This window comes from Cupriavidus sp. DB3 (assembly GCF_020418465.1).
Lineage (GTDB): Bacteria > Pseudomonadota > Gammaproteobacteria > Burkholderiales > Burkholderiaceae > Cupriavidus > Cupriavidus cauae.
Window position 1 is genome coordinate 672,309 of sequence record NZ_JAIZPL010000001.1, and the last position, 23,467, is coordinate 695,775.

At 65.3% G+C, this 23,467-nt stretch carries 23 protein-coding genes; 4 read left to right on the forward strand and 19 right to left on the reverse strand.

Features of this window, described 5'->3' with window-relative positions:
* Positions 1-58: 58 nt before the first annotated feature.
* The 15 genes from K7G19_RS02855 to K7G19_RS02925 all read right to left on the reverse strand — a co-directional run bounded on the left by K7G19_RS02855 (position 59) and on the right by K7G19_RS02925 (position 12,959).
* Positions 59-385: a hypothetical protein gene (locus K7G19_RS02855; RefSeq protein ID WP_226105660.1), complete on the reverse strand. Its 327-nt coding sequence runs from the start codon at positions 383-385 to the stop codon at positions 59-61.
* 163 nt (positions 386-548) lie between these two features.
* Positions 549-1,049, reverse strand: a complete 501-nt coding sequence (locus K7G19_RS02860; RefSeq protein WP_150083957.1) for a DUF1097 domain-containing protein — start codon at positions 1,047-1,049, stop codon at positions 549-551.
* Positions 1,042-1,965 (reverse strand): SDR family oxidoreductase, encoded by a 924-nt coding sequence (locus K7G19_RS02865; protein ID WP_226105662.1) that lies wholly within the window; start codon positions 1,963-1,965, stop codon positions 1,042-1,044. Before K7G19_RS02865 ends, K7G19_RS02860 begins: the two co-directional genes overlap by 8 nt.
* A gap of 393 nt (positions 1,966-2,358) precedes the next feature.
* Complete coding sequence (locus K7G19_RS02870) at positions 2,359-2,715, reverse strand: cytochrome c (protein WP_226105663.1); 357 nt, start codon at positions 2,713-2,715, stop codon at positions 2,359-2,361.
* 7 nt (positions 2,716-2,722) lie between these two features.
* Complete coding sequence (locus K7G19_RS02875; protein ID WP_226105664.1) at positions 2,723-3,970, reverse strand: molybdopterin-dependent oxidoreductase; 1,248 nt, start codon at positions 3,968-3,970, stop codon at positions 2,723-2,725.
* A 145-nt stretch (positions 3,971-4,115) separates the two neighbouring features.
* Positions 4,116-4,856, reverse strand: coding sequence for a sulfite exporter TauE/SafE family protein (locus tag K7G19_RS02880; protein WP_226105665.1), 741 nt, complete (start codon positions 4,854-4,856; stop codon positions 4,116-4,118).
* A 33-nt stretch (positions 4,857-4,889) separates the two neighbouring features.
* On the reverse strand, positions 4,890-5,837 hold the full coding sequence (locus K7G19_RS02885) for a Bug family tripartite tricarboxylate transporter substrate binding protein (protein ID WP_370639494.1): 948 nt from the start codon (positions 5,835-5,837) through the stop codon (positions 4,890-4,892).
* A gap of 440 nt (positions 5,838-6,277) precedes the next feature.
* On the reverse strand, positions 6,278-7,192 hold the full coding sequence (locus K7G19_RS02890) for a LysR family transcriptional regulator (RefSeq protein WP_322784970.1): 915 nt from the start codon (positions 7,190-7,192) through the stop codon (positions 6,278-6,280).
* Between the two features lie 89 nt (positions 7,193-7,281).
* A complete protein-coding gene (locus K7G19_RS02895; RefSeq protein ID WP_226105668.1) occupies positions 7,282-8,115 on the reverse strand; it encodes an amidohydrolase family protein in 834 nt (277 codons plus the stop codon).
* A gap of 53 nt (positions 8,116-8,168) precedes the next feature.
* Positions 8,169-8,852 carry a fumarate hydratase C-terminal domain-containing protein gene (locus K7G19_RS02900; RefSeq protein WP_226105669.1) on the reverse strand — a complete coding sequence of 228 codons (684 nt, stop codon included), beginning with the start codon at positions 8,850-8,852 and terminating at the stop codon, positions 8,169-8,171.
* The gene (locus tag K7G19_RS02905; protein WP_226105671.1) at positions 8,846-9,781 is read right to left on the reverse strand and encodes a fumarate hydratase; all 936 of its coding nucleotides are present in this window, start codon (positions 9,779-9,781) and stop codon (positions 8,846-8,848) included. The genes K7G19_RS02900 and K7G19_RS02905 overlap by 7 nt, the downstream gene beginning before the upstream one ends.
* A gap of 11 nt (positions 9,782-9,792) precedes the next feature.
* Entirely contained in the window at positions 9,793-11,541 is a 1,749-nt protein-coding gene (locus K7G19_RS02910) for an L-aspartate oxidase (protein ID WP_226105673.1), read from the reverse strand.
* A 1-nt stretch (position 11,542) separates the two neighbouring features.
* The gene (locus tag K7G19_RS02915; protein WP_226105675.1) at positions 11,543-11,890 is read right to left on the reverse strand and encodes a succinate dehydrogenase; all 348 of its coding nucleotides are present in this window, start codon (positions 11,888-11,890) and stop codon (positions 11,543-11,545) included.
* A complete protein-coding gene (locus K7G19_RS02920) occupies positions 11,887-12,222 on the reverse strand; it encodes a succinate dehydrogenase (protein WP_226105677.1) in 336 nt (111 codons plus the stop codon). Before K7G19_RS02920 ends, K7G19_RS02915 begins: the two co-directional genes overlap by 4 nt.
* A 2-nt stretch (positions 12,223-12,224) precedes the next feature.
* The gene (locus tag K7G19_RS02925; RefSeq protein ID WP_226105679.1) at positions 12,225-12,959 is read right to left on the reverse strand and encodes a succinate dehydrogenase/fumarate reductase iron-sulfur subunit; all 735 of its coding nucleotides are present in this window, start codon (positions 12,957-12,959) and stop codon (positions 12,225-12,227) included.
* 224 nt (positions 12,960-13,183) lie between these two features.
* Here K7G19_RS02925 and K7G19_RS02930 point away from each other — a divergent pair, with 224 nt between their 5' ends.
* The 3 genes from K7G19_RS02930 (at position 13,184) to K7G19_RS02940 (ending at position 15,618) form a co-directional block, all read left to right on the forward strand.
* Positions 13,184-13,660, forward strand: coding sequence for a MarR family winged helix-turn-helix transcriptional regulator (locus tag K7G19_RS02930; RefSeq protein WP_226105681.1), 477 nt, complete (start codon positions 13,184-13,186; stop codon positions 13,658-13,660).
* A 59-nt stretch (positions 13,661-13,719) separates the two neighbouring features.
* Complete coding sequence (locus tag K7G19_RS02935) at positions 13,720-14,871, forward strand: multidrug effflux MFS transporter (protein WP_226105683.1); 1,152 nt, start codon at positions 13,720-13,722, stop codon at positions 14,869-14,871.
* A gap of 150 nt (positions 14,872-15,021) precedes the next feature.
* Positions 15,022-15,618: a hypothetical protein gene (locus K7G19_RS02940; protein WP_150083953.1), complete on the forward strand. Its 597-nt coding sequence runs from the start codon at positions 15,022-15,024 to the stop codon at positions 15,616-15,618.
* A 4-nt stretch (positions 15,619-15,622) separates the two neighbouring features.
* On the opposite strand, the gene K7G19_RS02945 is transcribed toward K7G19_RS02940, so the two are convergent.
* The 4 genes from K7G19_RS02945 to K7G19_RS02960 all read right to left on the reverse strand — a co-directional run bounded on the left by K7G19_RS02945 (position 15,623) and on the right by K7G19_RS02960 (position 22,675).
* The gene (locus K7G19_RS02945) at positions 15,623-16,612 is read right to left on the reverse strand and encodes a tripartite tricarboxylate transporter substrate binding protein (protein WP_149315906.1); all 990 of its coding nucleotides are present in this window, start codon (positions 16,610-16,612) and stop codon (positions 15,623-15,625) included.
* Between the two features lie 133 nt (positions 16,613-16,745).
* Positions 16,746-18,248 carry an efflux transporter outer membrane subunit gene (locus tag K7G19_RS02950; RefSeq protein WP_304524163.1) on the reverse strand — a complete coding sequence of 501 codons (1,503 nt, stop codon included), beginning with the start codon at positions 18,246-18,248 and terminating at the stop codon, positions 16,746-16,748.
* Complete coding sequence (locus K7G19_RS02955) at positions 18,245-21,415, reverse strand: efflux RND transporter permease subunit (RefSeq protein WP_226106293.1); 3,171 nt, start codon at positions 21,413-21,415, stop codon at positions 18,245-18,247. The genes K7G19_RS02950 and K7G19_RS02955 overlap by 4 nt, the downstream gene beginning before the upstream one ends.
* 36 nt (positions 21,416-21,451) lie before the next feature.
* The gene (locus K7G19_RS02960) at positions 21,452-22,675 is read right to left on the reverse strand and encodes an efflux RND transporter periplasmic adaptor subunit (protein ID WP_226105685.1); all 1,224 of its coding nucleotides are present in this window, start codon (positions 22,673-22,675) and stop codon (positions 21,452-21,454) included.
* Between the two features lie 188 nt (positions 22,676-22,863).
* Here K7G19_RS02960 and K7G19_RS02965 point away from each other — a divergent pair, with 188 nt between their 5' ends.
* Positions 22,864-23,430, forward strand: coding sequence for a TetR/AcrR family transcriptional regulator (locus K7G19_RS02965; protein WP_149315907.1), 567 nt, complete (start codon positions 22,864-22,866; stop codon positions 23,428-23,430).
* Positions 23,431-23,467 lie beyond the last annotated feature (37 nt).

Genomic DNA, 23,467 nt, shown 5'->3' on the forward strand with positions numbered 1-23,467 from the left:
TGCGAAAGACCTTTGAATCGTACGCAAGGGTCGATGGATCGGTCAGCTCGGCAACCGGCTAGTTCGACCGCGGCAGGATCTCCATCGATTCACACTCGCTCCCGCGGCACCAGGCAATGATCTGGACCTGGCCGATGTCCCATTCCAGAGTGAATGCGCCAAAATCAAAGGAGCTATAGCGGCATCGGTCCCCAAGGACTTCCTTGAGGCGGTCCACCGGCTGCCCAGCGTAGCGACTCACGTCGACGAGCGCGGTGAGGATGCGCGCCTCCTCCTCAGCGTTGGCGCGCGCATGCCGGGCTCCCGCTCGCCGGGACCAGGAGACGAGCCAGAGTCCGAGCATTGTCAAGGCAAACAGCAACAGTGCGGAGGCGGTGGAGAGCATGCGCAGCCGGGGAGTTCTGGACGGCAATACGGTCCGAATGGGTCTTGACTCGAAAAGTCGATCTCGAATTGTACCGACCATCCGGCCAGAGCGACGCGCCGGCAACCAGCGTTGGAATCGGAATTGGCACGCGCAAGGCGCCCCGCATGGGCCCAGATCGCATTCAATGCGCCGCGACACCCCTCCCCCGCTGTATTCGCCTCTGCAGACTGTGCGCAATGAACGCCGCCATCGTCCCCAGCGTGGCCGCCGAGGCCAGCATCGTGAACGCGGCCACCGATGGCGGCTGGTGCGACGCAAAGTAGGCGACCAGACCGAGGAAGAAGCCCAGCAGGTTGTTCAACGCGGGTGCCTTTGCCAGCGACAACGCGATGCCGGTGATTGCAAACACGACCGCAGTGAGCGTGTATTGCCCCAGCAGCGGCGTCAGTGCCGCCATGGCAAGCGCCGTGCCGATACCGAGCGCCACGCCGATCAGCACGCAGCCCAGATTGATCGCGCCCTGCTTCAGGTTCATACCGCGTGTGAAGAATGAAATCCAGCCAACGAACATGGCCCATACCGGCACGTCCAGCGCGGTCACGCTCAGCGTGGCGGCCGACGAGGCAACGATCGACTCGGCGATGACCACCTTCAAATGCGTGGGAAAGGAGCGATCAGCCATGGCTCATCTCCGCTGACTGAGCGGCGAGGAGAGGCGACAACAGGTCCGCCAGCCCGATGCGCCGCAGGAAATCGGCACGGATCCGGTCGGCGACTGCATTGACCACCTCGCAGCCATCGTCCGAGGGATCGACATGGACGCGGAAGGGCCGCTTGCCGTAGGGACGCCCGACGATGTCGACAATGGCCTGGGCCACCGCCGAAACGTCGGCATCGGGCGGTTCGCACGCGGCCAGACTCTGGAGAACCTCCTGCTCGAAGCCGGCATAGGCGCCGGTGGCATATTCCTGCTCGCGGGCGGTATCGGCCGGGCGGCCGCTGTGCGCGAAGTGATTGGTGCCCTTGGTGAACGCCCCGGGTACGATGATCGACGTCTCGATGCCCCAGCGGGCAAGCTCTCCGGCATAGCTGACCGCGACGGCATCCATTGCCGCCTTGGCGGCGAAGTACGGCGCCAGGTAAGGCGGCGTGCCGCCACGGTGGCTGCTGCTCCCGACCCACAGGACCAAGCCCTGCCCCTGCTTGCGCATTTGCGGCAAGACTGCGCGGTTCACGCGCTGGGTCCCCAGTACGTTCACGTCGTACAGATGCGCAAATTGCTCCGGCGTGAAGGCTTCGGCGGGACCGAATGCCATGTGGCCGGCGTTGTGAATCAGTACATCGATCCGCCCCTGTTCCGCGACGACGCGATCCACTGCGGATTGCGCGGAACTCTCGGACTGCACGTCCAGTTCGACGGCATGCAGGTTCACCTTGTTGTCGGCGGCATATGCCAGCAGCGCGTCGACCTGGGGCGCATTGCGTCCCTGCGTGTCGCGCATTCCCGCATAGACGGTGTGGCCCGCCGACGCGAGCGCTCTGGCGCTCAGGGCACCGAAGCCGCTGGAGGCGCCGGTAATCAGGATGGTCAGACTCATGGTTTGCTCCTCGCTCGTAGATGGCACTTCGCTGAGGCATTGCGTTGCGTTGCGTTGGGGAGAGCATCGTCTGCCCCGGTACTGGCGTCGTGCGCCGTGATGAACGCGATCGCTTTGCCGAAGGGACGCTCGGATTGGATTGCGCGTCCCATGGCGACCATCTTGGCGGTTGGCGAGGATGGGATAAAGGTGGCCGGCTTGGCGGGTCAATTCAACGCGGCATAACAATGCGGTGGAATCGAATCTGCCGCAGCAGCGAAAACGGCGACGGGTGCACCCGCCGCCGCGTCCTCCTTGTCCCCGGTCCGCAGTCTTCCAAGCCCAGAGCAACAGGAGGAGTTATCCGGCTTTGTCCGGATCTCCACACGCCGGCAGGCCGCCGGCGCAGCGCGCTTACTTCCTTGCTGCCGACGGAACGGCCTCTCCTCGTTCCGCGCCATAGGTCTTCACCAGGTAATCGACGATAACGGGTATGTCCTCGTCCTTCAGCGGTGCGCCGAAAGGTGTCTTCATCTTTTTGACGGTTGCCTCCCAGTACTTGCGCGGCGAGGAAGCCGGCTGCGTCGAGACGTACTGCGCGGAATGGCAGGTCATGCAATTCTGCAATGCAAGCGCGTATCCCGGCAGGCTGCTCGGCTTGTACATTGCCGTCTCTTGAGGGAGCTTGATTTCAAGCGCCATTGCACTGGATGTCGCCGCGAAAGCAACGATGGCAGCAAGGGCGGATCGCATCTGGTTTTTTCTTTTCATGGCGCCCTCACCTGACGATCACGCGCGTGGATTCCACCACGTTGCGCATGTATCCAGCCGGATTCCAGTTCGCGGTCAGCGGCTGCGTCTCGCCCGAGCGGCTTTTCGCCCGAACGCGCAAGTCGTAATTGCCCTTCCTGGCCGGACGGAACGCAATGCTCCATTCCCGGAACGAGTACCGGCCCAGGTCCTTGCCCAGCAACGCCGCGCGCCAGCTGGCGCCGCCATCGTCGGAAAACGCCACCTCCTGGATCCCATGCCCGCCGTCGAAGGCAATGCCCTTGACGACGACCTGCTGCCCCATCGGCACGATACTGTCCTGCATGTGGCTCGTAATAAAGGACCGCACATTGAATCGGCCAATCGGAACGGTGCTGGTGGGGGCGGTACCTGGAGAGACGCAGGCGCAGTCATTGGCCGGAATCCGATAGGCTGAGTTCATCCAGAATCCGTCGAACGGTTTGTCCAGCACCTGGATATGCGACAGATGCTTGACCCAATACGTGCCGTAGTGTCCGGGCACGACCAGCCGCAACGGATAGCCGTTCAGGAACGGCAAGTCCTTGCCATTCATCGCCCAGGCCAGCATGACCTCGCCATCCATGGCGTGATCCAGCGTCAGCGCCTTGACGAAATCGGGTCCCGTCTCGAGCGGCGAACGATCCAGCCCATCGAAACTGACCTGGACCGCCCCGGCCCTGACACCGACCCTTTCCAGCAATGCGCGCAGCGGAATACCAGTCCAGCGCGCATTGCCCATGGCGCCATTGCCAAGTTGCCCGCCATTGACGCGCGGGTCGAAAAACCCTCGGCTATTGCCGGAGCATTGATTGACGGCAACGAGATCGACGGGCTCGGCAATCTTGCGCAGTTCCCGCAACGACAGCTCCATGGCGTTGGCGACATGGCCATCGATCTTGAGCCGATACCTGGCGGGATCAATGTTGGTGGGAATCCCGCTCCAGTGATAACGCACGAAGAAGGCGTCATTGGCTGTGATCGCGCCCTCCCGGAACACTTCAAAAGGCGTCTCGAGCTGCGGCGGGCGACTGGTCAGCAGGATCAGCGGGCGCTTCTGCGGAAATGCCACCAGTTCGCGCTGGCCGTTCTCGAATGGCATTTCGATCGTGCGGCTTGCGGCCAGCACCGCCGGCGCCGCCATTCCGAGTGTTCCCTGAAGGGCGATGGCCGCGCCGCCCTTCAAGATGCTGCGACGGCCGTAATCGGCGCCGTCGGACTTATGCCGTCCCGCCATTCCTGTCTCCTGGTCTTTTGATTAATTGATGGCGAGCAGCGTAAAAGAACGACGCTTATAAGTAAAACCGGTAATTTTGGTATCCCTTACCGGGAAATTGAATTCCCCCCGACGCGCCGCCCTGGCACGCCAAAATCCGGCATCGCTACATCAGCAAGCCCCTGCAAAGTACCGACAAGCCGCTGAGACAGAGGAAGAGCAATAAATATCGACGCACGGCATTGGGCGATATCCGCCGACGCAGTCGCGAACCGATCGCCAGCCCAATGAGTCCGAACGGCAATGCAAATGCCGCGCTGCGCAGCAATTCGGTCTGCTGCAGCAATCCGCTGCCGGCAAACGCGGCCAGCCGTGCCAACGCGCTGACGAGTATCACGGCGGCAATCGTCGAACGAAATTCGTCGATCTGCGGAAGCCGCCTGGACAGGTACATCGTATAGATTGGCCCGCCCGTTCCAAACAGCGCACTGAATACGCCGCCCACCACGCCGGCCGGCACCGACCACCCCTTGGCCGCGTTCTCTGCCGGTCCCGACGACGCCATCAGCGCCCGGCCCGTCATCACGAGCACGAACAGGCCGAGCGCGACCAGCAGCCAGCGGGACTCGACCTTGGCCAGCACGGTCGTGCCGAGCGCCACGCCGACCATCATGAACGGGATCAGGCGCAGCAACTCCGGGCGGGAAACCGAGCTGCGGTTGCGCAGGCCGACCAGCGCTGTTGTCACGAGGTCGAGCAGAAGCAGCATCGGAACAACGAACTGCAGCGGGACGAACTGCACGAGGATCGGTACCGCGACCATCGCGGCGCCGAAGCCCGTCAGTCCGAATACCGTATAGGCCGCCGCGATCGTCGCGCCCAGCACGGCGTAGTGTTCAGTTCCCATCAGGCGCTCGCCGAAGAAAGGCCTTCTCCACCGCTAGTTCGCCGATATCTTGCGCTTCGCCACAAGCGGCTTCCAGCGGCCGAATTCCTGGGCGATTTCCTCGCGCAGCGGCCCCTTTGGCGTCAGCGTCCGGGTCATGCCTTGCGTGGCGAGATAGCGTTGCATGCCTGGTTCCGCCGTTGCATTCTCGAGGTCCGCGTACATTTTCGCCGTCAATTCCTTCGGCGTACCGGCCGGCGCCATCAGCGCAAACCAGCCATGGAAGGAGAAGCCCTGGAGACCCGCTTCAGAGGCCGTCGGCACGTCGGGAAGCAGCGGGGATCGCTCCTTTCCGGTCACCGCAAGGGCACGCAGGCGGCCGCCTTTCAGCAGGGGAGAGATCGCATTGATATTGCCCACTGTCATGTCGACCGTGCCGGCCATCAGGTCCGAGTATGCCGGCCCTTCCCCCTTGTACGGTATGTGCACGACGTCGATGCCAGCCGCTTCGGCAAAGGCTTCGCTGGCGATATGGACCTGGCTGCCATTGCCCGCGGAGGCGAAGGTCAGCTTTCCCGGATTGCCCTTGGCGTAGGCAATCAGTTCCGTCATCGTCTTGGCCGGAACCTTCGTGTTGATGGTGACCACCATGGGACCGCTGGCGACCTTGCCGATCATCTCGAAACTCTGTTCCGAGTAGGGCAGCTTCTGATAGATCAGCGGGTTGACGGTGAACATGCTGCCGGAGGCGAGCAACAGCGTATAGCCGTCCGGCGCCGACTTGGCCACGACTTCGGCGCCCACCGCCCCGCCGGCGCCGGGCCGATTGTCCACCACGACGGGCTGATTCCACTGCTTGCCGAGCTCGAGCGCCACGGCGCGTGCCAGCAAATCGGTCGCGCCGCCCGAGGCGAATGGGACCACCAGCCGGATCGGCTTGCGGGGCCACTCCTCGGCATGCGCCGGCGCCACGGACAGCGGTGCGACAGCAAGCGCGAGCATCGCCACGGCGGTCGAAGCGCGGGCGCGCGGTGCTGGCACATTGCCGCGCGGCTGGATCGCAATCGGATGGGATTGCGGCGCGCGCAACCGTTGGAGTCCTTGGAACCGTTGGAACCGATGCAGCCATTGCTGTCCTGCGGCGATCCAGCCGTGAATGCGCCGTTGCGTGCCATGTGAGTTCATCGTTGTCTCCTGCCTGGATTTCGTTTATCGGAACGATCTTGCAGTTGCTTGTCATCGATTCGGATGGTGAGCATTGCTTTCCCGGCAACAAAATATGGAGCGCTCACATCGATCGATTTAGTGAGTTATGTTTTTTAAGAACGAACGCCCTCCTCCCGGTCATCAACGGGTGAATCCATTTCCCGGCGATAGAAAAAGCCGCGCTGCTATCCGGATCGATATGGGCGGAAGAATTCCGGCATCGATGCGAAAATCGGTCAGCCTTTGCGCGCCAGCTTCGGACGGCCTTCGCTCGGCGTGCTGGCCGGTGTCGTCACGGCGGTCAACGCATCGAGCAGCAAGCGCGAAAGATGCGCGCGCGGATTGTCACGGGGGACCAGAATCCCGAGGCGACGCATCAGCGGGGGCGAGCCGAACGGAATAGTCCGGATCGTCGGCGGAAACTCGTTTTCGACGCCGCGTCCCGGCACCACCGACGACCCCAGGCCATTGGCCACCATCGCGATCACGCCTTCGAGCGTGTCGATCTCCATCGTCGAGCGCACCGCAATCTGGCGCCGGATCATTTCTTCCTGGACCAGCAGGCCAACCCGGGCCGTGCGGTTGAATCGCACATAGGGCGTGGTTTCCAGCACGCCCTTGTCCGAGTCCCCTCGCGTCGTGACGTGCGTGATGACGACGAACTCTTCGTTGAAGAACGGCAGGAACTCGAGATCGATCCGCGGCACCTCGGGCTCCGTGACCACGGCGACATCGAGTTGCCGGCGATACACCGCCCGCTCGAGGTCGTGCGTCAGGCCCGTGGTCAGGTGGATGTCGATGCGGTGCCCCTGCTGCTGGAGCCGCTTCAGGGCCAGCGGCAATACGCCCGAGACGCAGGTGTGGACCGATCCCAGCTTGAGCACGCCACCGGCGGCTTCCCGCCTGAGGGCCGCGCTCATGCTTTCCCAATGGGTCAGCAGGTCGCGCGCGCGATTGGTAAAGGCGAGTCCCGCGTCGGTCAGCACGGGCGGCCTGCGGCTGCGATCGAAGATCGTCATGCCGAGTTCTTCCTCCAGCGCGCGCATTTGCATGCTGACTGCCGATAGCGACAGTCCGATCGCATTGCCCGCTTCGGCAAAGCTTCCGCGATCGGCGATGGCTACCAGTGTGTAGAGCGTCTTGACGTCCATGTCTGACAGTTCGGTTTGCGGTTTGCGGTTTGTGGTTCCACCCGCCAGCGTGCGTGCCATCGTTCCGCCGAATGGACGCGCGCGTCGCGCTAGAGGCCGAGCAGGCGACGGGCATTGCCGCCCATCACCCTTTCCATGTTCTCCGGACGAATCGGCAGCGTCTCGAACCACCGCTTGTAGTCCTTCACCGGGCAGAACGGGAACGAACTCGCGTACAGCATCCGATCGGCCAGGAAGGAATCGGCCGCCTTCACATACTCCTCGGATCCCGGCATTCTAGAGAAATACATGTCCGGCGACAGATACAGGTTGGGGCGGCGGAAGGCGATATGCAGGATCTCGGTGACCCATGGCCAGCCGCCGTGGACGACGACCACCTTCAGCCTTGGAAAGTCGGTCAGCACGCGATCGGTTCGCACGGGATCGGAGTAGCTCAGGTCCGGGCCCGCGGTGCCGCCCACCATCAGGATCACGGGCACGTCCAGGTCTTCGCAGTGCGCGTAGATTGGATACAAGCAGCGGTCGTCCGCGTACATGGGAATCGGGTAGGAGCCCGGCTCGATATTGATCGCCTTGAAGCCGTTGGCCACCGCCTCCGAAATGGTCTTGCACGCAGCCACGCGGTTGGTCGGATCGATCGACGCGGCCCCGATGAAGCGGCCCGGGTAGTCCTGCACGATGCGGGCGACGTCCGCGTTGGACACGCTGCCGAGCGTTCCTGCCAGCCGTCCCACTACCACGCCCTGGTCGACGCCAGCCTCGTCCATCTCCTGCAGCAGCAAATCCATCGATTGCCGCTGCGCGGCCGCCGAGGGTTCGAAACCGACGGTCCGGGTAAATCCGTCGCGGCGCTCCCCCGCCGAATACATCAGCGTATCGAGAAATCCGCCGAGCGGCGGGCGCAGTCTGAAATCGATGATCATGTCGCGTTCCTGGCTGTGGTTCCTGGCTGGTTGCTGCGGTATTGCCGATTGCCCTACATCACCTCGTTCTTGCGGTCGTCGGTCTCGCCGTACCGGTGCAGTGCCGGCGGCTTGAGGCCGGCATAGAGTTTCTCGATGCCGGCATTGATGACCTCGGCATGCTGCGCAAACAGCGAATTACCCTCCAGGTCGCTCTCGACGATGAACGGGCCGAACTTCTCGACCTCGAACATCCACATCGCCTGCGCGATCCCCAGTTCGTCGAGCCAGAACACGTCCTTGACGCGCTTGATGCCTCGGCCGAGCAGCGCACCGGTGCCATAGCCGACAGTCGTCAGGTAGATCGCCCCAGCGGGCGCCAGCACGCGCTTGTAGTCGTCCGCCGGCATGCCGCCCTTGCCGATGAAGATCCGGCATCCCGTCTTCTCCAGCCACTTCGGGATCCATTTGGAGAACCGGAAGCTTGCGGTCGCGGTCACCGCGCCCACGTTGTAGCTGCCGTCCTCATTCGGCGCCGCGGCCGGCGAGCAGTGGAAGTTGACGTTGCTGAGGCCGTGCAGCGCGATCGGCAGCTCGACACCGTCATCGAGCACCTTCTTGTAGACGCCCTCCCGCGCGGTATAGACCACGCCCGTCAGATAGACGGCCGCGCCCAGTTCGAGCCTGGCGATGTCTTCCGTCGAGGCCGGCAGGTTGAGATGGCAGACCTTCAGCTCATCGTCTTGCGGATTTACCATTCGACCGTCTCCCTGCGCAGATAAGGGGTGAACCACTGAGGGTCCGTTCGATATTCGATGTTGCCGTCCGCGTGAAGGCGCGCGGTGGCGCGCCGCGACGACAGGCAGAAGGTATGCAGGCTGATCGGCATCCCACCGGTGTGGGTGTGGCCGACCTCGATATGGCAGTCGACCACCATCGAGGACCCGACAAAGCCCATGGCACCCATGCCGATGGAATTGCCCAGCTTCATCAGTTCGAGCTCGAGCTCGGCAATCTTCGGGTCGGGATTGCGATCGCCGACGACACGCAGACACGCCGCCTGCTTGCCAAGCTGCATGCAGGTGTCCTTCGACCCGCCCAGGCCGATTCCGACGATCGCCGGCTGGCATGCCAGCCCGCGCTTGCCGAATGCGATCAGCGTATCGAGGACGAATCGCTTGATCCCGTCGATGCCATCGCCGGGAAACAGCATCCGGTAGTCGGTGCCGAACAGCCCACCCTTGTGCACCGTGGTGATGTCGACCCAATCGGCGTCCGGCTCGAACGACCATTCGATCTCTGGCGCATTGATGCCGACGTTGTTGTTGTTGTCGGTCCGCCAGAGCGGATGCACGCGATTCGGACGCAGCGGAATCGCCTGCGTCGCGTCCGCGGTCGCCTTGCGCAGCGCACGCTCGACCGCGACGAATCCGCGCTGCACCGAGGCGTCGTTGCCGACCTTGACGTAGTACCGCGGCAGACCGGTATCGGCGCACATTGGCCGGCGGTCCTGGTCGGCGGCTTCCCAGTTTTCCTGCATCGCGTGGATGACGAAACGCGGCAGTTTGCCGGTCTCGGTCTTCTGCAATGCCTGGATGCCTTGCCTGTAGTCGTGGGGGATCTCGATCGCGGCGCGCTTCATGATTTCGAATGCGGCTTCCTCGACCCGATCGATGGAGATGGTCATCGTAGCGTCCTTTATGCGGCGACTTTCGGGGGTTGGCCGGCCTCGCCGGTAATCAGCGACTGGCCGGGCTCGACGATGTCGAACTTCACCGGGACCATGTCGAGGCGGATAGCGTCGCCGTCGGCACTCACGCGGGTGTATCGGCTGCCGTGCAGATCGCCGGGCTCCGGGAAGTCTTCGCGGAAATGCGCACCGCGGCTGTTTTCCCGCGCCAGCGCGGAAACGGTGATTACGCGGGAGATATCGACCAGGCTCTGCAGATTGAGCCAGTCGTGCCAGGTCACGTTGTAGCGGCGGTCGCCATCGGACACCCCCATCGCCATCAATGCGTGCCGGTGCGAACCGATGGCATCGAGCCCGCGGCGCATCGCCTGTTCGTTGCGCAGCACGCCCACGTCATCCCACATCGTCTGCGACAGCGCATCCCGCAGCGCATGAATGGCGCCCGGCGGCTTCGAGAAGGGATATTCGGCCCGCTCGATGCCGGCGTGGATGACCCGTTTGTCGGGCTCCTTCCATTGCCGCACGCCCGAGACATAGGCGGCCATCGAATCGCCGGCGATACCGCCAAACACCGTGGAGTTGGCCACACCGTTGCCCCCGAGGCGGTTGGCACCGTGGACGCCGCCGCAGTCTTCGCCCGCCGCAAACAAGCCCGGCGAAGCGGTGCTGCAGTCGACATCGAATTCCACGCCGCCCATCAGGTAGTGGGCGGTCGGTACCACCTCCACACGGCCGCCGGCGAGGTCGAAGCCGCAGTCCTTGCAACGGTTGACCATGCCGGGGAAGGTCTTTGCGACCTTTTCGGGCCCGAGGTGGCTCATCTGGATATAGATGCCGCCCATCGGGCCGGTACGGCCGGCACGCATCTCGGCATAGATGCCGCGACTGACCACGTCGCGCGTCGCACGCTCGCCGCGCGCGTCGTAGTTGGTCATGAAGCGCTCGCCGTCGCCGTTGATGAGCCAGCCGCCGGCGCCCCGCAGGCCCTCTTCCAGCACGGTACCGGTCATGCGGGTATCCGGGCCGCCGAGCAGCCCCGTCGGGTGAAACTGCACCATCTCCATGTCGCGCAGGCTCAGGCCATAGCGCATGGCCATCGCCAGGCCGTCGCAGGTCTTGTCGCCCGAGGGCGTGTGGTAGCGGTACATGGTCGGGCCGGCGCCGGTGGCCAGCAGCACGGCTTTCGCCTGCACGAAGCGATAGGTGCCGCGGCGCATGTCGATGAACAGAACGCCGGCGATACCCGATCCGTCCACGGCCGGGATCAGCTCGATGGCGCGATGCTCCTCCATTTCCTCGACGTCGAGCGCCCGCACCTGTTCCATCAGCCGGTTGATGATCTCGATGCCGGTCAAGTCGGCCTTGTGAACGGTACGATCGAAGCTCTGCCCTGCAAAGGCCTTCTGGTGCAGCGTGCCGTCCGGATTGCGGTCGAAGAAGCAGCCGATCTCGTTCTCGAGCTCGCGCACGCGTTCGACCGCCCCCTGCACCAGCCGCCACGCCAGGTCCTGCCGCGGCAGCCATTTGCCGCCCTCGATCGTGTCCATGAAATGGCGCTCGACGGAATCGCCCGCGGACAGTGCCACGTTATAGCCGCCCTGGACCATGCGGGTGCAGCCGCATTTTCCGAGCAGGCCCTTGACGGCCACCGATACCTTGAGCGCCGGATTCGCCTTCTTCGCATGCAGCGCGGCGAACAGCCCGGCGCCGCCGGTGCCAAGAATCAGGATGTCCGTTTTATGGTTCTCGACTTGCATTTCAGATGACCCCCAGGGCAAAGATCACGCCGACGAACAGGGACAGCGCACCACCCCAGCTGATCCACGACAGGCGCGCGTCGCGGGCGGAGCTCCATGGCAGCAGTTCAAGCGCCAGCAATCGCAGGCCGAAGCACATGTGAATGGACAGCAGCAGCACCAGGCCCCATTCGCCGAACTTGACGGCGCCCATGTCGGCGAATTTCAGGAAGGCGTCCATGCGCGCGCGTTGATCGAGCGCGAGGCCGAGCACATAGAAATGCGCCGGCAAGAAGATGCCCAGTGCGAGCCCGGACAGGCGATGGCCGAGAAAGGCCCAGTACGCGCGATGGTTGCGGGGAGACTTCATGACATGAAACCTCCGACCGCCGCGACGGCGCGCAATCCCATCCACATCAGCAACAGCCCGAACAGCAGGCACAACACCGAAGACGCGCCACGGCTCAGGCGGGCCCATTCGATCAGGATGTTGCGCAGGCCGATGGGCACGTGGACCGCGACGCTGACCACGAACAGCGAATAGAACGGAATCCACAGCCAGCTTCCCTGCGTGCGGGACAGGATTTCGGCGGCGGTCAGGCCGCCGCGTACCGCATACAGAATGACCGCGAGATGGACCAGCACGAATGGCGCCATGACCATCGCGCTCAAGCGCTGGAGCGCGAACAGACGCTGCTCCATGGTCAGCCCCCTCCCTTCAGGAACTGCAGCAGCGCGTTCTTCTTCAGCCCCGCAATGCTGCCGGTCGGGCTCAAGCTCACCGGGCAGTGCGTCATGCAGTTGCCCTGCGTATGGCAGGCGTTGCAGCCGCTGCCGGACGTCGCCTTCTTCAGCACGTCCTTCGGGTCCGCATGGCGTTCGTCGTTGAAGAGCGTCCAGGCGCGATTGAGCGCAGCGGGGCCGAGATAGTCCTTGTCCCACGACACCACGTCGCAGGCGGCATAGCAGACGCCGCAATTGATGCATTCGATCGCGGCATCGGCCATCTTTCGCTTCTTGCTCGTCGGCGAGACCGCCGCGGGCGGATCGTGACGCGTCGCCGTGCCGACAAACGTATTGCCGGCCTTCTTCCATTTATCGAAGAACTCGGACATGTCCACCACCAGGTCCTTGATGAGCGGCATATTGCGCAGCGGCTCGATGACGATCACGCCATCCTCCTGCACGCGGCTGACGTGGGTGCGGCATGTCCAGCGGGGCTTGCCATTGACGGTCATCGCGCAGGACCCGCATACGCCGACCCGGCATGCGAAGCGATAGGACAACGTGGAATCGATGCGGCGCTGCACTTCGGTCACCACGTCGAGCACCGTCTGGTTCTCGCGCCATGGCACTTCATAGGTCGCGAAGTTGCCTTCCTCGGTGCCGCGAGAAATGCGTACCGTCAAGGTGCGCTGCGCGGTCTCTGTCGCCTCCATCGCTGTCTCCGGTGTCTTTTGCGCTTGGGATGGAAACGAGTTTAAGTAATCGGTATTTCTGAATCAATAATATATAACTTGATATTTTTTGAATTTAAGGCGGAAATATAGCGGATAAGACGCTTGTTAAATACGGATGCCGGTTAGGCGAACCCCAGCGGCAGAGCACGGCCACCCAAGTTTTTGGTTGACATGCAAACAATCTCCGCGTCAGAATAGTTTGCATGCCACCCATCCCGCCCTCCCGGGCATCGCATTCCATCCCTGTCGAACCCTCCCCTGCGCGTCTCGGCCGCCTGATCGGCGCCGTCTATCGCCGATGGCGAAGAGCCGTCGACCAGAGTTTTCGCGAGCTGGGCCTGACCGATGCGTCCCGCGCGCCGTTGGTGGCGCTCTATGAATCCCCGGCGCCGAGCATGCGCCAGGGCGAGCTCGCCGACCTGCTGGCGCTCGACAAGTCGTCGTTGGTCAGGGTGCTGTCGCAGTTGCGCGAGATGGGCCTGGTCGAATGGGAAGCCGACGAGGCCGATCGGCGCGCCAAGAGCATTCGGCTGACGGCGTCAGGCCGCGCCATGGCCAGGCGCATGCTGAGAAAAAGCTTGGAAATCGAGGCGCAGATCCTCGAAGCGCTCTCCCCCGAAGAATTGCAGACCACCCGCTCCGCCCTAGAGAAAATCGCACGCCGCCTGACCGAAGTCTGAGGCGGGCCCCCATCATGCAGTCCTCCCAACAAGCGATTTACCCTTCCGTCCGCGCTCCGATGTGGTTGCTGGTGCTGGTGACGCTCAGCGGCACCATGGCGATGCACATCTTCGTGCCGGCGCTGCCGTTGGCCGGCACGGACCTGCAGGCCAGTGCCGCCGGCATGCAGCAGACCATCACCTACTACGTATTGGGACTGGCCTTCGGCCAACTGATCTACGGGCCGGTATCGGACACGATCGGGCGACGCCCCACGCTGCTGATCGGGCTGGGCCTGTACCTGGTCGCCAGCATCCTCGCCCTGTTTGCGACGTCGCTGACCTGGCTGCTGTTTGCGCGGCTGGCGCAGGCGCTCGGTGGCGCGGCGGGCATCACGCTGGGCCGGTCGATCGTGCGCGATACCGCCGCACCCGGGCGCGTCACCAGCGATCTGGCGCTGCTGAACCTGCTGACGCTGGTGGGCCCCGGCCTGTCGCCGGTCGTGGGATCGTTTCTGGCCGATCAGTTCGGCTGGCGCGCGATCTATGTCTTTCTGGTGGGTATCGCCGGCGTGATGGTGTATTGCGCCTGGCGCCTGCTGCCGGAAACGAATCCCGAGCGCCGATCGCTGGAGGTGTTCACGATCGCGCGGGACTATGGCCGCCTGCTGCGCCACCGGCGCTATCTCGGCTTCATGCTGGGCGGATCCTGTTCGACCACCGCGCTCTACCCGTATCTGGCGACCTCGCCGTACATCGTCCATGAGCAACTGGGCCTGCCGGTCTGGCAGATCGGCTGGTTTGCCACGGTGACGATCGTCGGTGCCAGTGTTGGAACGATGATCACGAAGCGATTGGCGGGCCAGGTTCGGCCGGAGGTCTTCCTGAATGCCGGCGCGGGCCTGAGCCTGTCGATGGCGTCGGCACTGTTGCTGGTGCAGATCGGCGGCTGGCTGACCGCGCCGCTGCTGATCGCAATCACCTTCATGCTCACGGTCGGCGCGGGCCTGGCCAGCCCGGCGGCATTGTCGCGTTCGATCTCGGCCGTTCCCGGCCTGACCGGCGCGGCGGCCGGCCTGTACGGCTGCGGACAAATGGCAATCGGCGCGCTGGGCACCAAGCTGGTCGGATACGGTTCAACGCCCGCGACGGCGTGCGCCGTGGTGCAGATCCTGATCACCGGCACGGCGTTGGGCGCGTATCGGGTCGCGGCGCGAGCAAAGAGCGTCTGATCGCGCATCGCACTGGCTGCGGCCGGCAGTCCGGCGCCATTCGGCCGAACTCCAAAGCCGGTCAGACGTTGCCCGATACCACAAGTCTCGCATTCCGCGTACAAGGAATGGCGCGCGCCAAATCGCGCAACCAACCTTGTGGAGGGCCTCTTGCAATGGATTGCAGACCACAGCCAGTTGATCTCCGCGCTCACGGGTGTCGGCACCCTGCTGGTATGGGTCATCTACCTGCAGGTATTCGTCAGTAGTTACCGGCGGCAGCTTCGTGCCACGCTGCTGATCACGCGCGGCCCCGGAGACGGGCTCGCCGCGCGCTGTTTCGTGACGAACATGAGCTCCGGCCCGGTTTATGTGCAGAGCGTGATCGTCGCACTGGAAACGCCCGGCGGAATGGTGGTGATGCCTGCGACCGAGACGCAGGACGCCGAACAGCAGGCCTACTCGCGGCCATTGGAGAGAACGCGGCAAGGACCGCTGCAGCCGGCGGCGATTCGGGACATCGGCTCGTTCGAGCATCTGATGTCGCCCGCATTGCAGGAGGCCCGGCCCGAGACGGTCCAGGCCGTGACAATCGTCGTCCTTGGGGTCTATGGCACCGAGGACTTGCCGATCGGCGCGCGGCGCCGCTTCGTCGTGACGCCATCGGGCGCCCGGCTTCGCCTGCACGGCGCGACGCTCGACACGGAACAGATCAGGAAGAAGAGCGAACGCCGAAAGTTGCTGGCCGATCTGCAGCGCGATCAGTAGATGACTACTCCGCCGCGATCTTCATCGTCTTGATATCCCGTTCCCAGCGCATCAGCTCGTCGTTGATGCGCGCGCGGAATGCCGCGGGCGTGCTGCTCTCCGGTTCGACGCCCTGCTGCGCCAGCGCCGCCACCACGTCGGGCCTGGCCAGCGCCTTGGCCGTTTCGCGCGCCAATTGCTCGATGATGGCCGGGTCGGTGCCGCCGGTGGTGAACAGCCCGTACCAGCTGGAGAAGTCGTAGCCCGGCACACCGGCTTCGGCCATGGTCGGCACATTCGGCAGCGAGGGAATGCGCTTCTTCGTGGTGACCGCCAGGATCTTCGCCTTGCCGGTCTTCAGTGCGGCCATGGCGACCGGGACCGAGCCGAACACCATGTCGACGTTGCCCGCGTACAGGTCGTTCATCGCCGGGCCGTTGCCCTTGTACGGGATGTGCAGCAGGTCGATGCCGCCGAGCTTTTCCATCAGCGCGCCGGATACATGCAGCGTGGTGCCATTGCCCGACGAGCCGTAGGTATAGGCGCCCGGTTTCTGCTTCGCGCCGGCGAGCAGCTCCTTGACGTTGTTGAACGGCAGGCCGGTCCTGACCATCAGCACGTTGGCCGCCTCGGCGACCAGCGACACCGGCGCCAGGCCGGTGCGCGGGTCGTAGGGCATCTTGCGGGTCAGGGCCGGCATGATGGTCTGCGCGCCGGCGCTGCCGAGCAGCAGCGTGTAGCCGTCCGGCGTCGCCTTGGCGACCATGTCGGAGCCGATCAGGCCGCCGGCGCCGCCGCGGTTCTCGACCACGACGGACTGGCCCATGCTCTGCTGCAGTTCCTTGGCCAGGATGCGGGCGATGGTGTCGTTCGCCCCGCCCGCCGCAAAGGCCACCACCATGCGAATCGGCTTGGACGGGTATTTGTCCGCGGCGACAGTCAGCGAAGGCATGGCGCACAACGCGGCCAGGGCGAACAAGGTACGACGGCGAACGGTATGGCGGACGGCGGGCATGACGGGTTTCTCCTCCTGATGGTCGCCCGATGTTAATGGGCCGCTCAAATAAAGAAAATTAAGACTTTATTTGCCGGATCAAAAGAAAAACTTAAGGCCGCCGTCCGCGGCGATACCCGCATCCCTCGACGCACTATGTTGGTGAACGTTGTCCCTTTGGCGGTGCCTCGGCGGCGTTCGTCCTCTGTTCCGTGCCCTCGCTAGACCATCCTCCGCCCAGCGCGCGAAACAGCGACGCCAGCGCGCTCTGCCGCTGTGCGGCCACCTCGATCAACGCGGTCTGCGCGGCATAGTGGCTGCGCTGCGCCTCCAGGTAACGCAGATGGTCGTCCACGCCGGCGCGGTAGCGCGCCTCCGACAGCCGCAGCGTCTGTTCGCTGGTCTGCGCGACGGCACGGCGGGCGATCTCCTCGCGGCGGAGCGTATCGGTGGCCGCGAGCGCGTCCGAGACTTCGCGGAACGCGGTCTGGATCGTCTTCTCGTAGTTCGCCACGGCGATGTCCTTGCGCACGTGGGCGAGATCCAGGTTGGCGAGGTTGCGCCCGCCGGAGAAGATCGGCAGCGTCAGCTGCGGGGCGAACGACCATACCGTCTGGCCCGCGCCGAACAGGTTGGACAGCTCGCCGCTGGCGCTGCCGAACATGCCGGTCAAGGTGATGCGCGGGAAGAACGCCGCGCGCGCCGCGCCGATGTCGGCATGGCGCCCGCGCAGCCGCTGCTCCGCGGCCAGGATGTCGGGCCGATGGATCAGCAGTTCGGACGGCGTGCCGGGCGCCAGCGTCTGCACCAGCAGCACATCGTCGCGCGGCGCCTGCGGCAACTGCGCGGCAATGTCCGGCACGCCCACCAGCAGCGCGAGCGCATTGGTGGCCTGGCGGAACTCCCGGTCGGTACGTTCGAGGTCGGCACGCGCCTGGTCGGTCAGGCCGCTCGCCTCGTAGAAGTCCAGCGCGGTAGCGGTGCCGGCCTGGCGGCGCTGCGCGATCAGCCGCAGCGACGATTCGCGCGTCTGCAGCGTCTGCATGGTCAGCAGATGGCGCCGCTGCGCGCTGTCCCGCGCCAGATACGCCTGGATGACCTCGGCGACCAGGCTGATGCGGGCGCTGCGCGCGGCCGCCTCGGTCGCGAAGTACTCCTGCAGCGCCGCTTCGGAAAGATTGCGCACGCGCCCGAACAGGTCCAGCTCGAATGCCGGCACGGCAATACCGGCCTGCATGGTCTGCTGGACCGAGCCCATGCCCGGCTGGCGCAGGTCTTCCGCAATCCGCTGCCGGCTGCCGCCCGCCTCGGCCTGCAGGCCCGGCACACGGTCGGCGCGTTGCACGCGATACATCGCCCGCGCCGCCTCGATGTTGAGCACCGCCTGCCGCAGGTCGCGGTTGTTCTCGAGCGCGAGCGCGACAAGTTCGCGCAGCTTGTCGTCGACGATGAAGCTGTCCCATTGCAGCACGGCCGCCGATGACGGCGCGGCGGGCGCATCCTCGGCCGCCATCGTGGCCGTCTGTCCGGATGTCCATTGCGTGGGAACCGGCGCCGCCGGCCGCTCGTAGACCGGCGCCAGCGAGCAGCCCGCGAGGACGGCGCCCGCGCCCAGCAGCAGGCACGGCAGCGTCATCCGGGATCGAATCGATTTCATTGCGCGCCCTCCGTCGGCGTCGTTGCAGTCGTCGTGGTCGCAGTCGGCGTGTTGGTACGTGCGCTGTCCCGGTAGCGCTTGAAGCGCGACAGCACCCAGACGAAGAAGACCGGGGCGAACACCACGCCCAGCGTGGTCGCCGTCAGCATGCCGCCGATCACGCCGGTGCCGATGGCACGCTGGCTGGCCGCGCCCGCGCCGGTGGCGATGGCCAGCGGCACGACGCCGAGGATGAAGGCCATCGAAGTCATCACGATCGGGCGGAAACGCAGCCGCGACGCCTCGAGGGCCGCGTCGATCAGCGGCATCCCCTGCTCGCGCAGCGACTTGGCGAATTCGACGATCAGGATCGCGTTCTTGGCCGCCAGACCGATGATCGTGATCAGCCCCACCTTGAAATAGACGTCGTTCGGCATGCCGACGGCATTGACGGCCAGTACCGAGCCCAGCGCGCCGATCGGCACGATCAGCATCACGGCCCCGGCGATCGCCCAGCTCTCGTACAGCGCCACCAGCAGCAGGAAGACCACCAGGAAGGACAGCCCCAGCAACAGCGGTGCCTGCGCGCCGGCCTGCCGCTCCTGATACGACAGCCCGGTCCATTCGTAGCCGATGCCCGCCGGCAGCGTGGCGGCGATCCGTTCGATCTCGGCCATGGCCTCGCCGGTACTGAAACCGGGCGCGGCGTCGCCGATGATCTTGATCGTCGGATAGCCGTTGTAGCGCGACACCTGCACCGGGCCGATCTCCCACTCCGGCGTGGCGAACGCGCTCAGCGGCACCTGCTCGCCGCGCACGTTGGGCACGTTCAGCGACAGCAGCGCTTCGGGCGTCATGCGGTCGCGCACGTCGGCCTGCACCACCACCCGCTGCAGGCGGCCGACGTTGGCGAAGTCGGCCACGGTCGCGGAACCATAGGCGCTGGAGAGCGCGGTGTTGATCGCCTCGAAGCCGACGCCCAGCGCCTCGGCCTTGTCGCGGTCGATATCGAGCCGCAGCTGCGGCGCGTCCTCCAGGCCTTCCATCATCGCGTACGCCAGCACCGGCGACGTGTTGGCCTGCTTCAGCAGCGCATCGCGCGCCGCCACCAGCGCGGCGCGCCCGAGGCCGCCGCGATCCTGCAGACGCAGCGCAAAGCCGCTGGCATTGCCCAGCCCTTCGATCGGCGGCGGATCGACCGCCATCACGCGCGCCTCCTTCAGTCCCGCAAACTGCGCGTTGAAGGCCGCGACCTCGTCGCTCGCATGCTGGCCGCTGCCGCGCTCGGACCAGTCGGTCAGCGTCGGAAAGCCCAGCGCCGCGTTCTGGCCGTTGCCCGAGAAGCTGAAGCCCAGCACCATCGTGGTCGATTCCATCGCCTTGCGGCCGAGCAGCCAGCTCTCCAGCTCCTTGACGACGGCCTCGGTGCGCTGGTTGGTCGCGCCCGGCGGCAGCTGCACGTCGACGACGAAGTAGCCCTGGTCCTCGATCGGCACGAACGATTCCGGCAGCCTCGTGTACAGCAGCGCCAGCAGCGCGACCACCATGCCGTAGACGATCATGCAGCGGCCGGCCCGGCGCAGCAGTTTCGCGTTCAGCGCGGTGAACCGCTCGGTCAGCCGGCCAAACCTGCGGTTGAACCAGCCGAAGAAGCCGCGCTTCTCTTCATGGTGACCTTGCGGGATCGGCTTGAGCAGCGTCGCGCAGAGCGCGGGCGTCAGCGTCAGCGCAAGGAAGCCGGAGAACAGGATCGACACGGCGAGCGACAGCGAGAACTGCCGGTAGATCACGCCCACCGATCCGGACATGAAGGCCAGCGGGAAGAACACCGCGGCCAGCACCAGCGTGATGCCGATGATGGCGCCCGACACTTGGCTCATCGCCTTGGCGGTCGCCTCCACGGGCCCCAACCCTTCCTCGGCCATGATCCGCTCGACGTTCTCCACCACCACGATGGCGTCGTCGACCAGGATGCCGATCGCCAGCACCATGCCGAACATCGTCATCATGTTGACCGAGAAGCCGATCGCGTACATCACCGCCAGCGTGCCGGCCAGGCACACCGGCACGACGATGGTCGGAATCAGCGTGTAGCGCAGGTTCTGCAGGAACAGCAGCATCACCAGGAACACCAGCACTACCGCCTCCACCAGCGTGTGGATGACCTTCTCGATCGCGACTTCGACGAAGCGCGAGGTATCGTACGGCACCGAGTATTCGATGTCGTCGGGGAAGGACTTTGACAGCTCGTCGAGCTTGGCGCGCACCGCGCGGGCGGTTTCCAGCGCGTTCGCGCCCGGGCGCAGCTGCACCGCGGCACCGACCGCGCGCTTGCCGCTGGTCAGCATGTCGAAGTTGTAGTCCTGCAGGCCGACCTCGAGCCGCGCGACGTCGGCGAGCGTCACCTTCGAACCGTCGGGATTGGCGCGCAGCACGATGGCGCCGAACTCGTCGGTGGTCGTCAGCATGCCCTTGACCGCGATGGTCGCGCTCAGCTCCTGGTCCGCGCTGCCGGGCGGGCTGCCGAAGCTGCCGGCCGGCACCTGCACGTTCTGCGCGGCGATGGCCTCGTTGACGTCGGCCACCGACAGCCCGTAGCCGAGCAGCTTCTGCGGATCGATCCACACGCGCATCGCGGCTTCGGCGCCGAAGAACTGGACCTTGCCGACCCCCGGCACACGCCGGATCTCGTTATTGATCCGGCGCGCCGCATAGTCGGCCAGCGTGACCATGTCCTTGCCCGCGTCGTCTCCCTTGAAGTTGATCGAATAGACCATCAGGAAGCCCGCGCTGACCTGCTCGGTACGCAGGCCCTGGCGCGTGACGGCGGCCGGCAGGCGCGCTTCGGCCTGCTTGATGCGGTTCTGCACGTCGACCTGCGCCAGGTCGGGATCGACGCCGGGCGCGAACGTTACGGTGATTTCCGCGATGCCGGCGGAGCTGCTGGACGAGTCGTAGTACAGCATCCCCTTGGCGCCGTTCAGCTCCTCCTCGATGACGCTGGTCACCGAATCGACCAGCGTGGTGGCGGACGCGCCCGGGTACATCGCCGAAATCGCGATCTGCGGCGGCGCGACGGTCGGATATTGCGAGACCGGCAGGGACGGCATGGCGAGCAGTCCCGCCAGCACGATGAAGATCGCCAGTACCCAGGCGAAGTTGGGCCGATGAATGAAGAATCTTGGCAGCATGATTTGTTATTCAGTGGCGCGGCGCCTGCGCGCCTAGCCTCGTTCCGCCGGAGGACTGTTCGAGGGCGCGGCCTCGCGCTCATGCCCGGCCTGGCCGCCCTGGCCGGCTTGCCCGGTCGCCTGCCTGGCCGGCGCCGCCGGGGCGATGGTGACCTTCTGCCCGGGGCTTGCGTCGCCGCCGACCACAATGCGCTCGCCCGGCTTCACGCCCTCGAGGATTTGCCACTCGGCGCCCTGCATGGGGCCGGTACGAACCTGCCGGGTCTCGGCCACGTCGCCCTTGCCCACCACCAGCAGCTGCGCCTTGCCATCGGGATTGCGCCGCACCGCCCGCTGCGGCACCAGCATCGCCGCGGGATCGATCGCGTGCGTGACATGCACGCGCACATACATGCCGGGCAGCAGCAGGCTGTCGGCGTTGGGCAATTGGCCGCGCAGCGACACCTGCCCGGTGCCGCGGTCGACGGAAATGTCCGAGAACAGCAGCCGCCCTTCGCGCTTCTTGTCGGTGCCTTCGATGGTCGCCACGATTGGAACGCCGCCTTCCGGCGCCTGCTGCAAGCGGCCCTGCTCCAGCGCCTCGCGCATGCGAAGGACGTCGGCGACCGGCTGCTTGAAGTCGACATAGACCGGGTCGAGCTGCTGGATGGTCGCCATCGGCGTCGCCTCGCCCTGCCCGACCAGCGCCCCTTCCGTGACCAGCGCGCGGCCGATCCGGCCGGAAATCGGCGCCCGCACCGTCGCGTATTCCAGGTTCAGGCGCGCGGTCTTCACTTCCGCGGCTGCGCTGCGGCGCGCGGCCTGCGCGCTCTTCAGCGTGGCCTGCGCCGCATCGAAATCCTGCCGGCTGACCGCCTCGATCTCGACCAGCGGGGCATAGCGGCGCACCACCGCATCGGCGTCGGCCAGCACGGCTTCCGCGCGCGCAAGCTCGCCCTCGGCGCGCGACAGCGCCGCCTGCAACGGCGCGGGATCGATCTGGAACAGCGCATCGCCCGCCTTGACGTCGCTGCCTTCCTTGAAGTTGCGCTTGAGCACGATGCCGGCGACCCGCGCCCGCACCTCGGCGACACGAACCGGTTCGATGCGGCCGGGCAGCTCGCTGCTGACCGCCATCGGCCTGGGCTGCAACGTCAGCACCTCGACCGAGGGAGCCGCCGGCGCGGCCGGCTGTTCCGCATTGCCGCATGCCGCCGTGACGATGACCGCCGCCGCCATGGTCAGCGCGCGCCACCCCCGCTTTGGAAAGTGCTTCATGTCTACCTTCTCGAATGTTCGGCAAAGGAGCGCATGGTACGCGCATTAATCATATGAATCAATAAAGATTCATATGGTGTGATGGAAGTCGTTTTTGCCGGATAATCCGGGTCGCAGGCGCAACGCGTTACCCCGCAAAAGCCACATAAAGTGCTTCTTGAGATACAAAACATGGATTTCACCCCGTCATGACGGCTGTCACTGCATCGAATGAAGACCACAGCCGCCTTCTCGCCGCCCTGGCACTGGCGCTCGTCGACCAGCCTCGCGGCACCCTGCAGGACCTGGCCAAGGCCGTCGGCATCAGCAAGGCGACGCTGTACCGGTTCTGCCGGACACGGGACGAACTGATTTCCCGCCTGATCGACCACTGTGTCCGCGTGCTGGCCAACGTCATCCAGTCCGCCGGATTGGACGATCCCTCTCCCCTTGACGCACTGCGGCGCCTGAATGCGAACATGGTCGAACAACGGGAGGTGGCGGCGTTCCTGATCTATTACTGGCGCGAGGTCGTTTCCGGCGTCTCGTCGGATTGGCAGACCGACTGGGAGGGCAAGCTGGACGCCTTCTTTCTGCGCGGCCAGCAGCAGGGCGTCTTTCGCATCGACATCACTGCGCAGGCGCTGACGGAAATCTGGGCGTCGGTGCTGATCGGCCTGCTCGACGGAGAACGGCGCGGACGCATCGCGCGAGCCGGCCTGGCGGGGCTGGCGGAGCGCGCCTTCCTGCAGGGAGCGGGGGCGAGGCCCGCCTGATGGCGCAAGGCCGTTGGGGCAAGCGGGTTGCTCCAAC

Bases quoted from the DNA above. Each gene is read 5' to 3' on its own strand.
- K7G19_RS02935 (WP_226105683.1), top strand. From the start codon at position 13,720: ATGTGGTTGCTGGTGCTGGTGACGCTCAGCGGCACCATGGCGATGCAC.
- K7G19_RS02945 (WP_149315906.1), bottom strand. From the start codon at position 16,612: ATGCCCGCCGTCCGCCATACCGTTCGCCGTCGTACCTTGTTCGCCCTG.
- K7G19_RS02890 (WP_322784970.1), bottom strand. From the start codon at position 7,192: ATGGACGTCAAGACGCTCTACACACTGGTAGCCATCGCCGATCGCGGA.
- K7G19_RS02930 (WP_226105681.1), top strand. From the start codon at position 13,184: ATGCCACCCATCCCGCCCTCCCGGGCATCGCATTCCATCCCTGTCGAA.
- K7G19_RS02860 (WP_150083957.1), bottom strand. From the start codon at position 1,049: ATGGCTGATCGCTCCTTTCCCACGCATTTGAAGGTGGTCATCGCCGAG.
- K7G19_RS02905 (WP_226105671.1), bottom strand. From the start codon at position 9,781: ATGACCATCTCCATCGATCGGGTCGAGGAAGCCGCATTCGAAATCATG.
- K7G19_RS02865 (WP_226105662.1), bottom strand. From the start codon at position 1,965: ATGAGTCTGACCATCCTGATTACCGGCGCCTCCAGCGGCTTCGGTGCC.
- K7G19_RS02910 (WP_226105673.1), bottom strand. From the start codon at position 11,541: ATGCAAGTCGAGAACCATAAAACGGACATCCTGATTCTTGGCACCGGC.
- K7G19_RS02965 (WP_149315907.1), top strand. From the start codon at position 22,864: ATGACGGCTGTCACTGCATCGAATGAAGACCACAGCCGCCTTCTCGCC.
- K7G19_RS02885 (WP_370639494.1), bottom strand. From the start codon at position 5,837: ATGCTCGCGCTTGCTGTCGCACCGCTGTCCGTGGCGCCGGCGCATGCC.
- K7G19_RS02895 (WP_226105668.1), bottom strand. From the start codon at position 8,115: ATGATCATCGATTTCAGACTGCGCCCGCCGCTCGGCGGATTTCTCGAT.
- K7G19_RS02950 (WP_304524163.1), bottom strand. From the start codon at position 18,248: ATGAAATCGATTCGATCCCGGATGACGCTGCCGTGCCTGCTGCTGGGC.
- K7G19_RS02925 (WP_226105679.1), bottom strand. From the start codon at position 12,959: ATGGAGGCGACAGAGACCGCGCAGCGCACCTTGACGGTACGCATTTCT.
- K7G19_RS02900 (WP_226105669.1), bottom strand. From the start codon at position 8,852: ATGGTAAATCCGCAAGACGATGAGCTGAAGGTCTGCCATCTCAACCTG.
- K7G19_RS02915 (WP_226105675.1), bottom strand. From the start codon at position 11,890: ATGAAGTCTCCCCGCAACCATCGCGCGTACTGGGCCTTTCTCGGCCAT.
- K7G19_RS02855 (WP_226105660.1), bottom strand. From the start codon at position 385: ATGCTCTCCACCGCCTCCGCACTGTTGCTGTTTGCCTTGACAATGCTC.
- K7G19_RS02920 (WP_226105677.1), bottom strand. From the start codon at position 12,222: ATGGAGCAGCGTCTGTTCGCGCTCCAGCGCTTGAGCGCGATGGTCATG.
- K7G19_RS02880 (WP_226105665.1), bottom strand. From the start codon at position 4,856: ATGGGAACTGAACACTACGCCGTGCTGGGCGCGACGATCGCGGCGGCC.
- K7G19_RS02960 (WP_226105685.1), bottom strand. From the start codon at position 22,675: ATGAAGCACTTTCCAAAGCGGGGGTGGCGCGCGCTGACCATGGCGGCG.
- K7G19_RS02870 (WP_226105663.1), bottom strand. From the start codon at position 2,715: ATGAAAAGAAAAAACCAGATGCGATCCGCCCTTGCTGCCATCGTTGCT.
- K7G19_RS02875 (WP_226105664.1), bottom strand. From the start codon at position 3,970: ATGGCGGGACGGCATAAGTCCGACGGCGCCGATTACGGCCGTCGCAGC.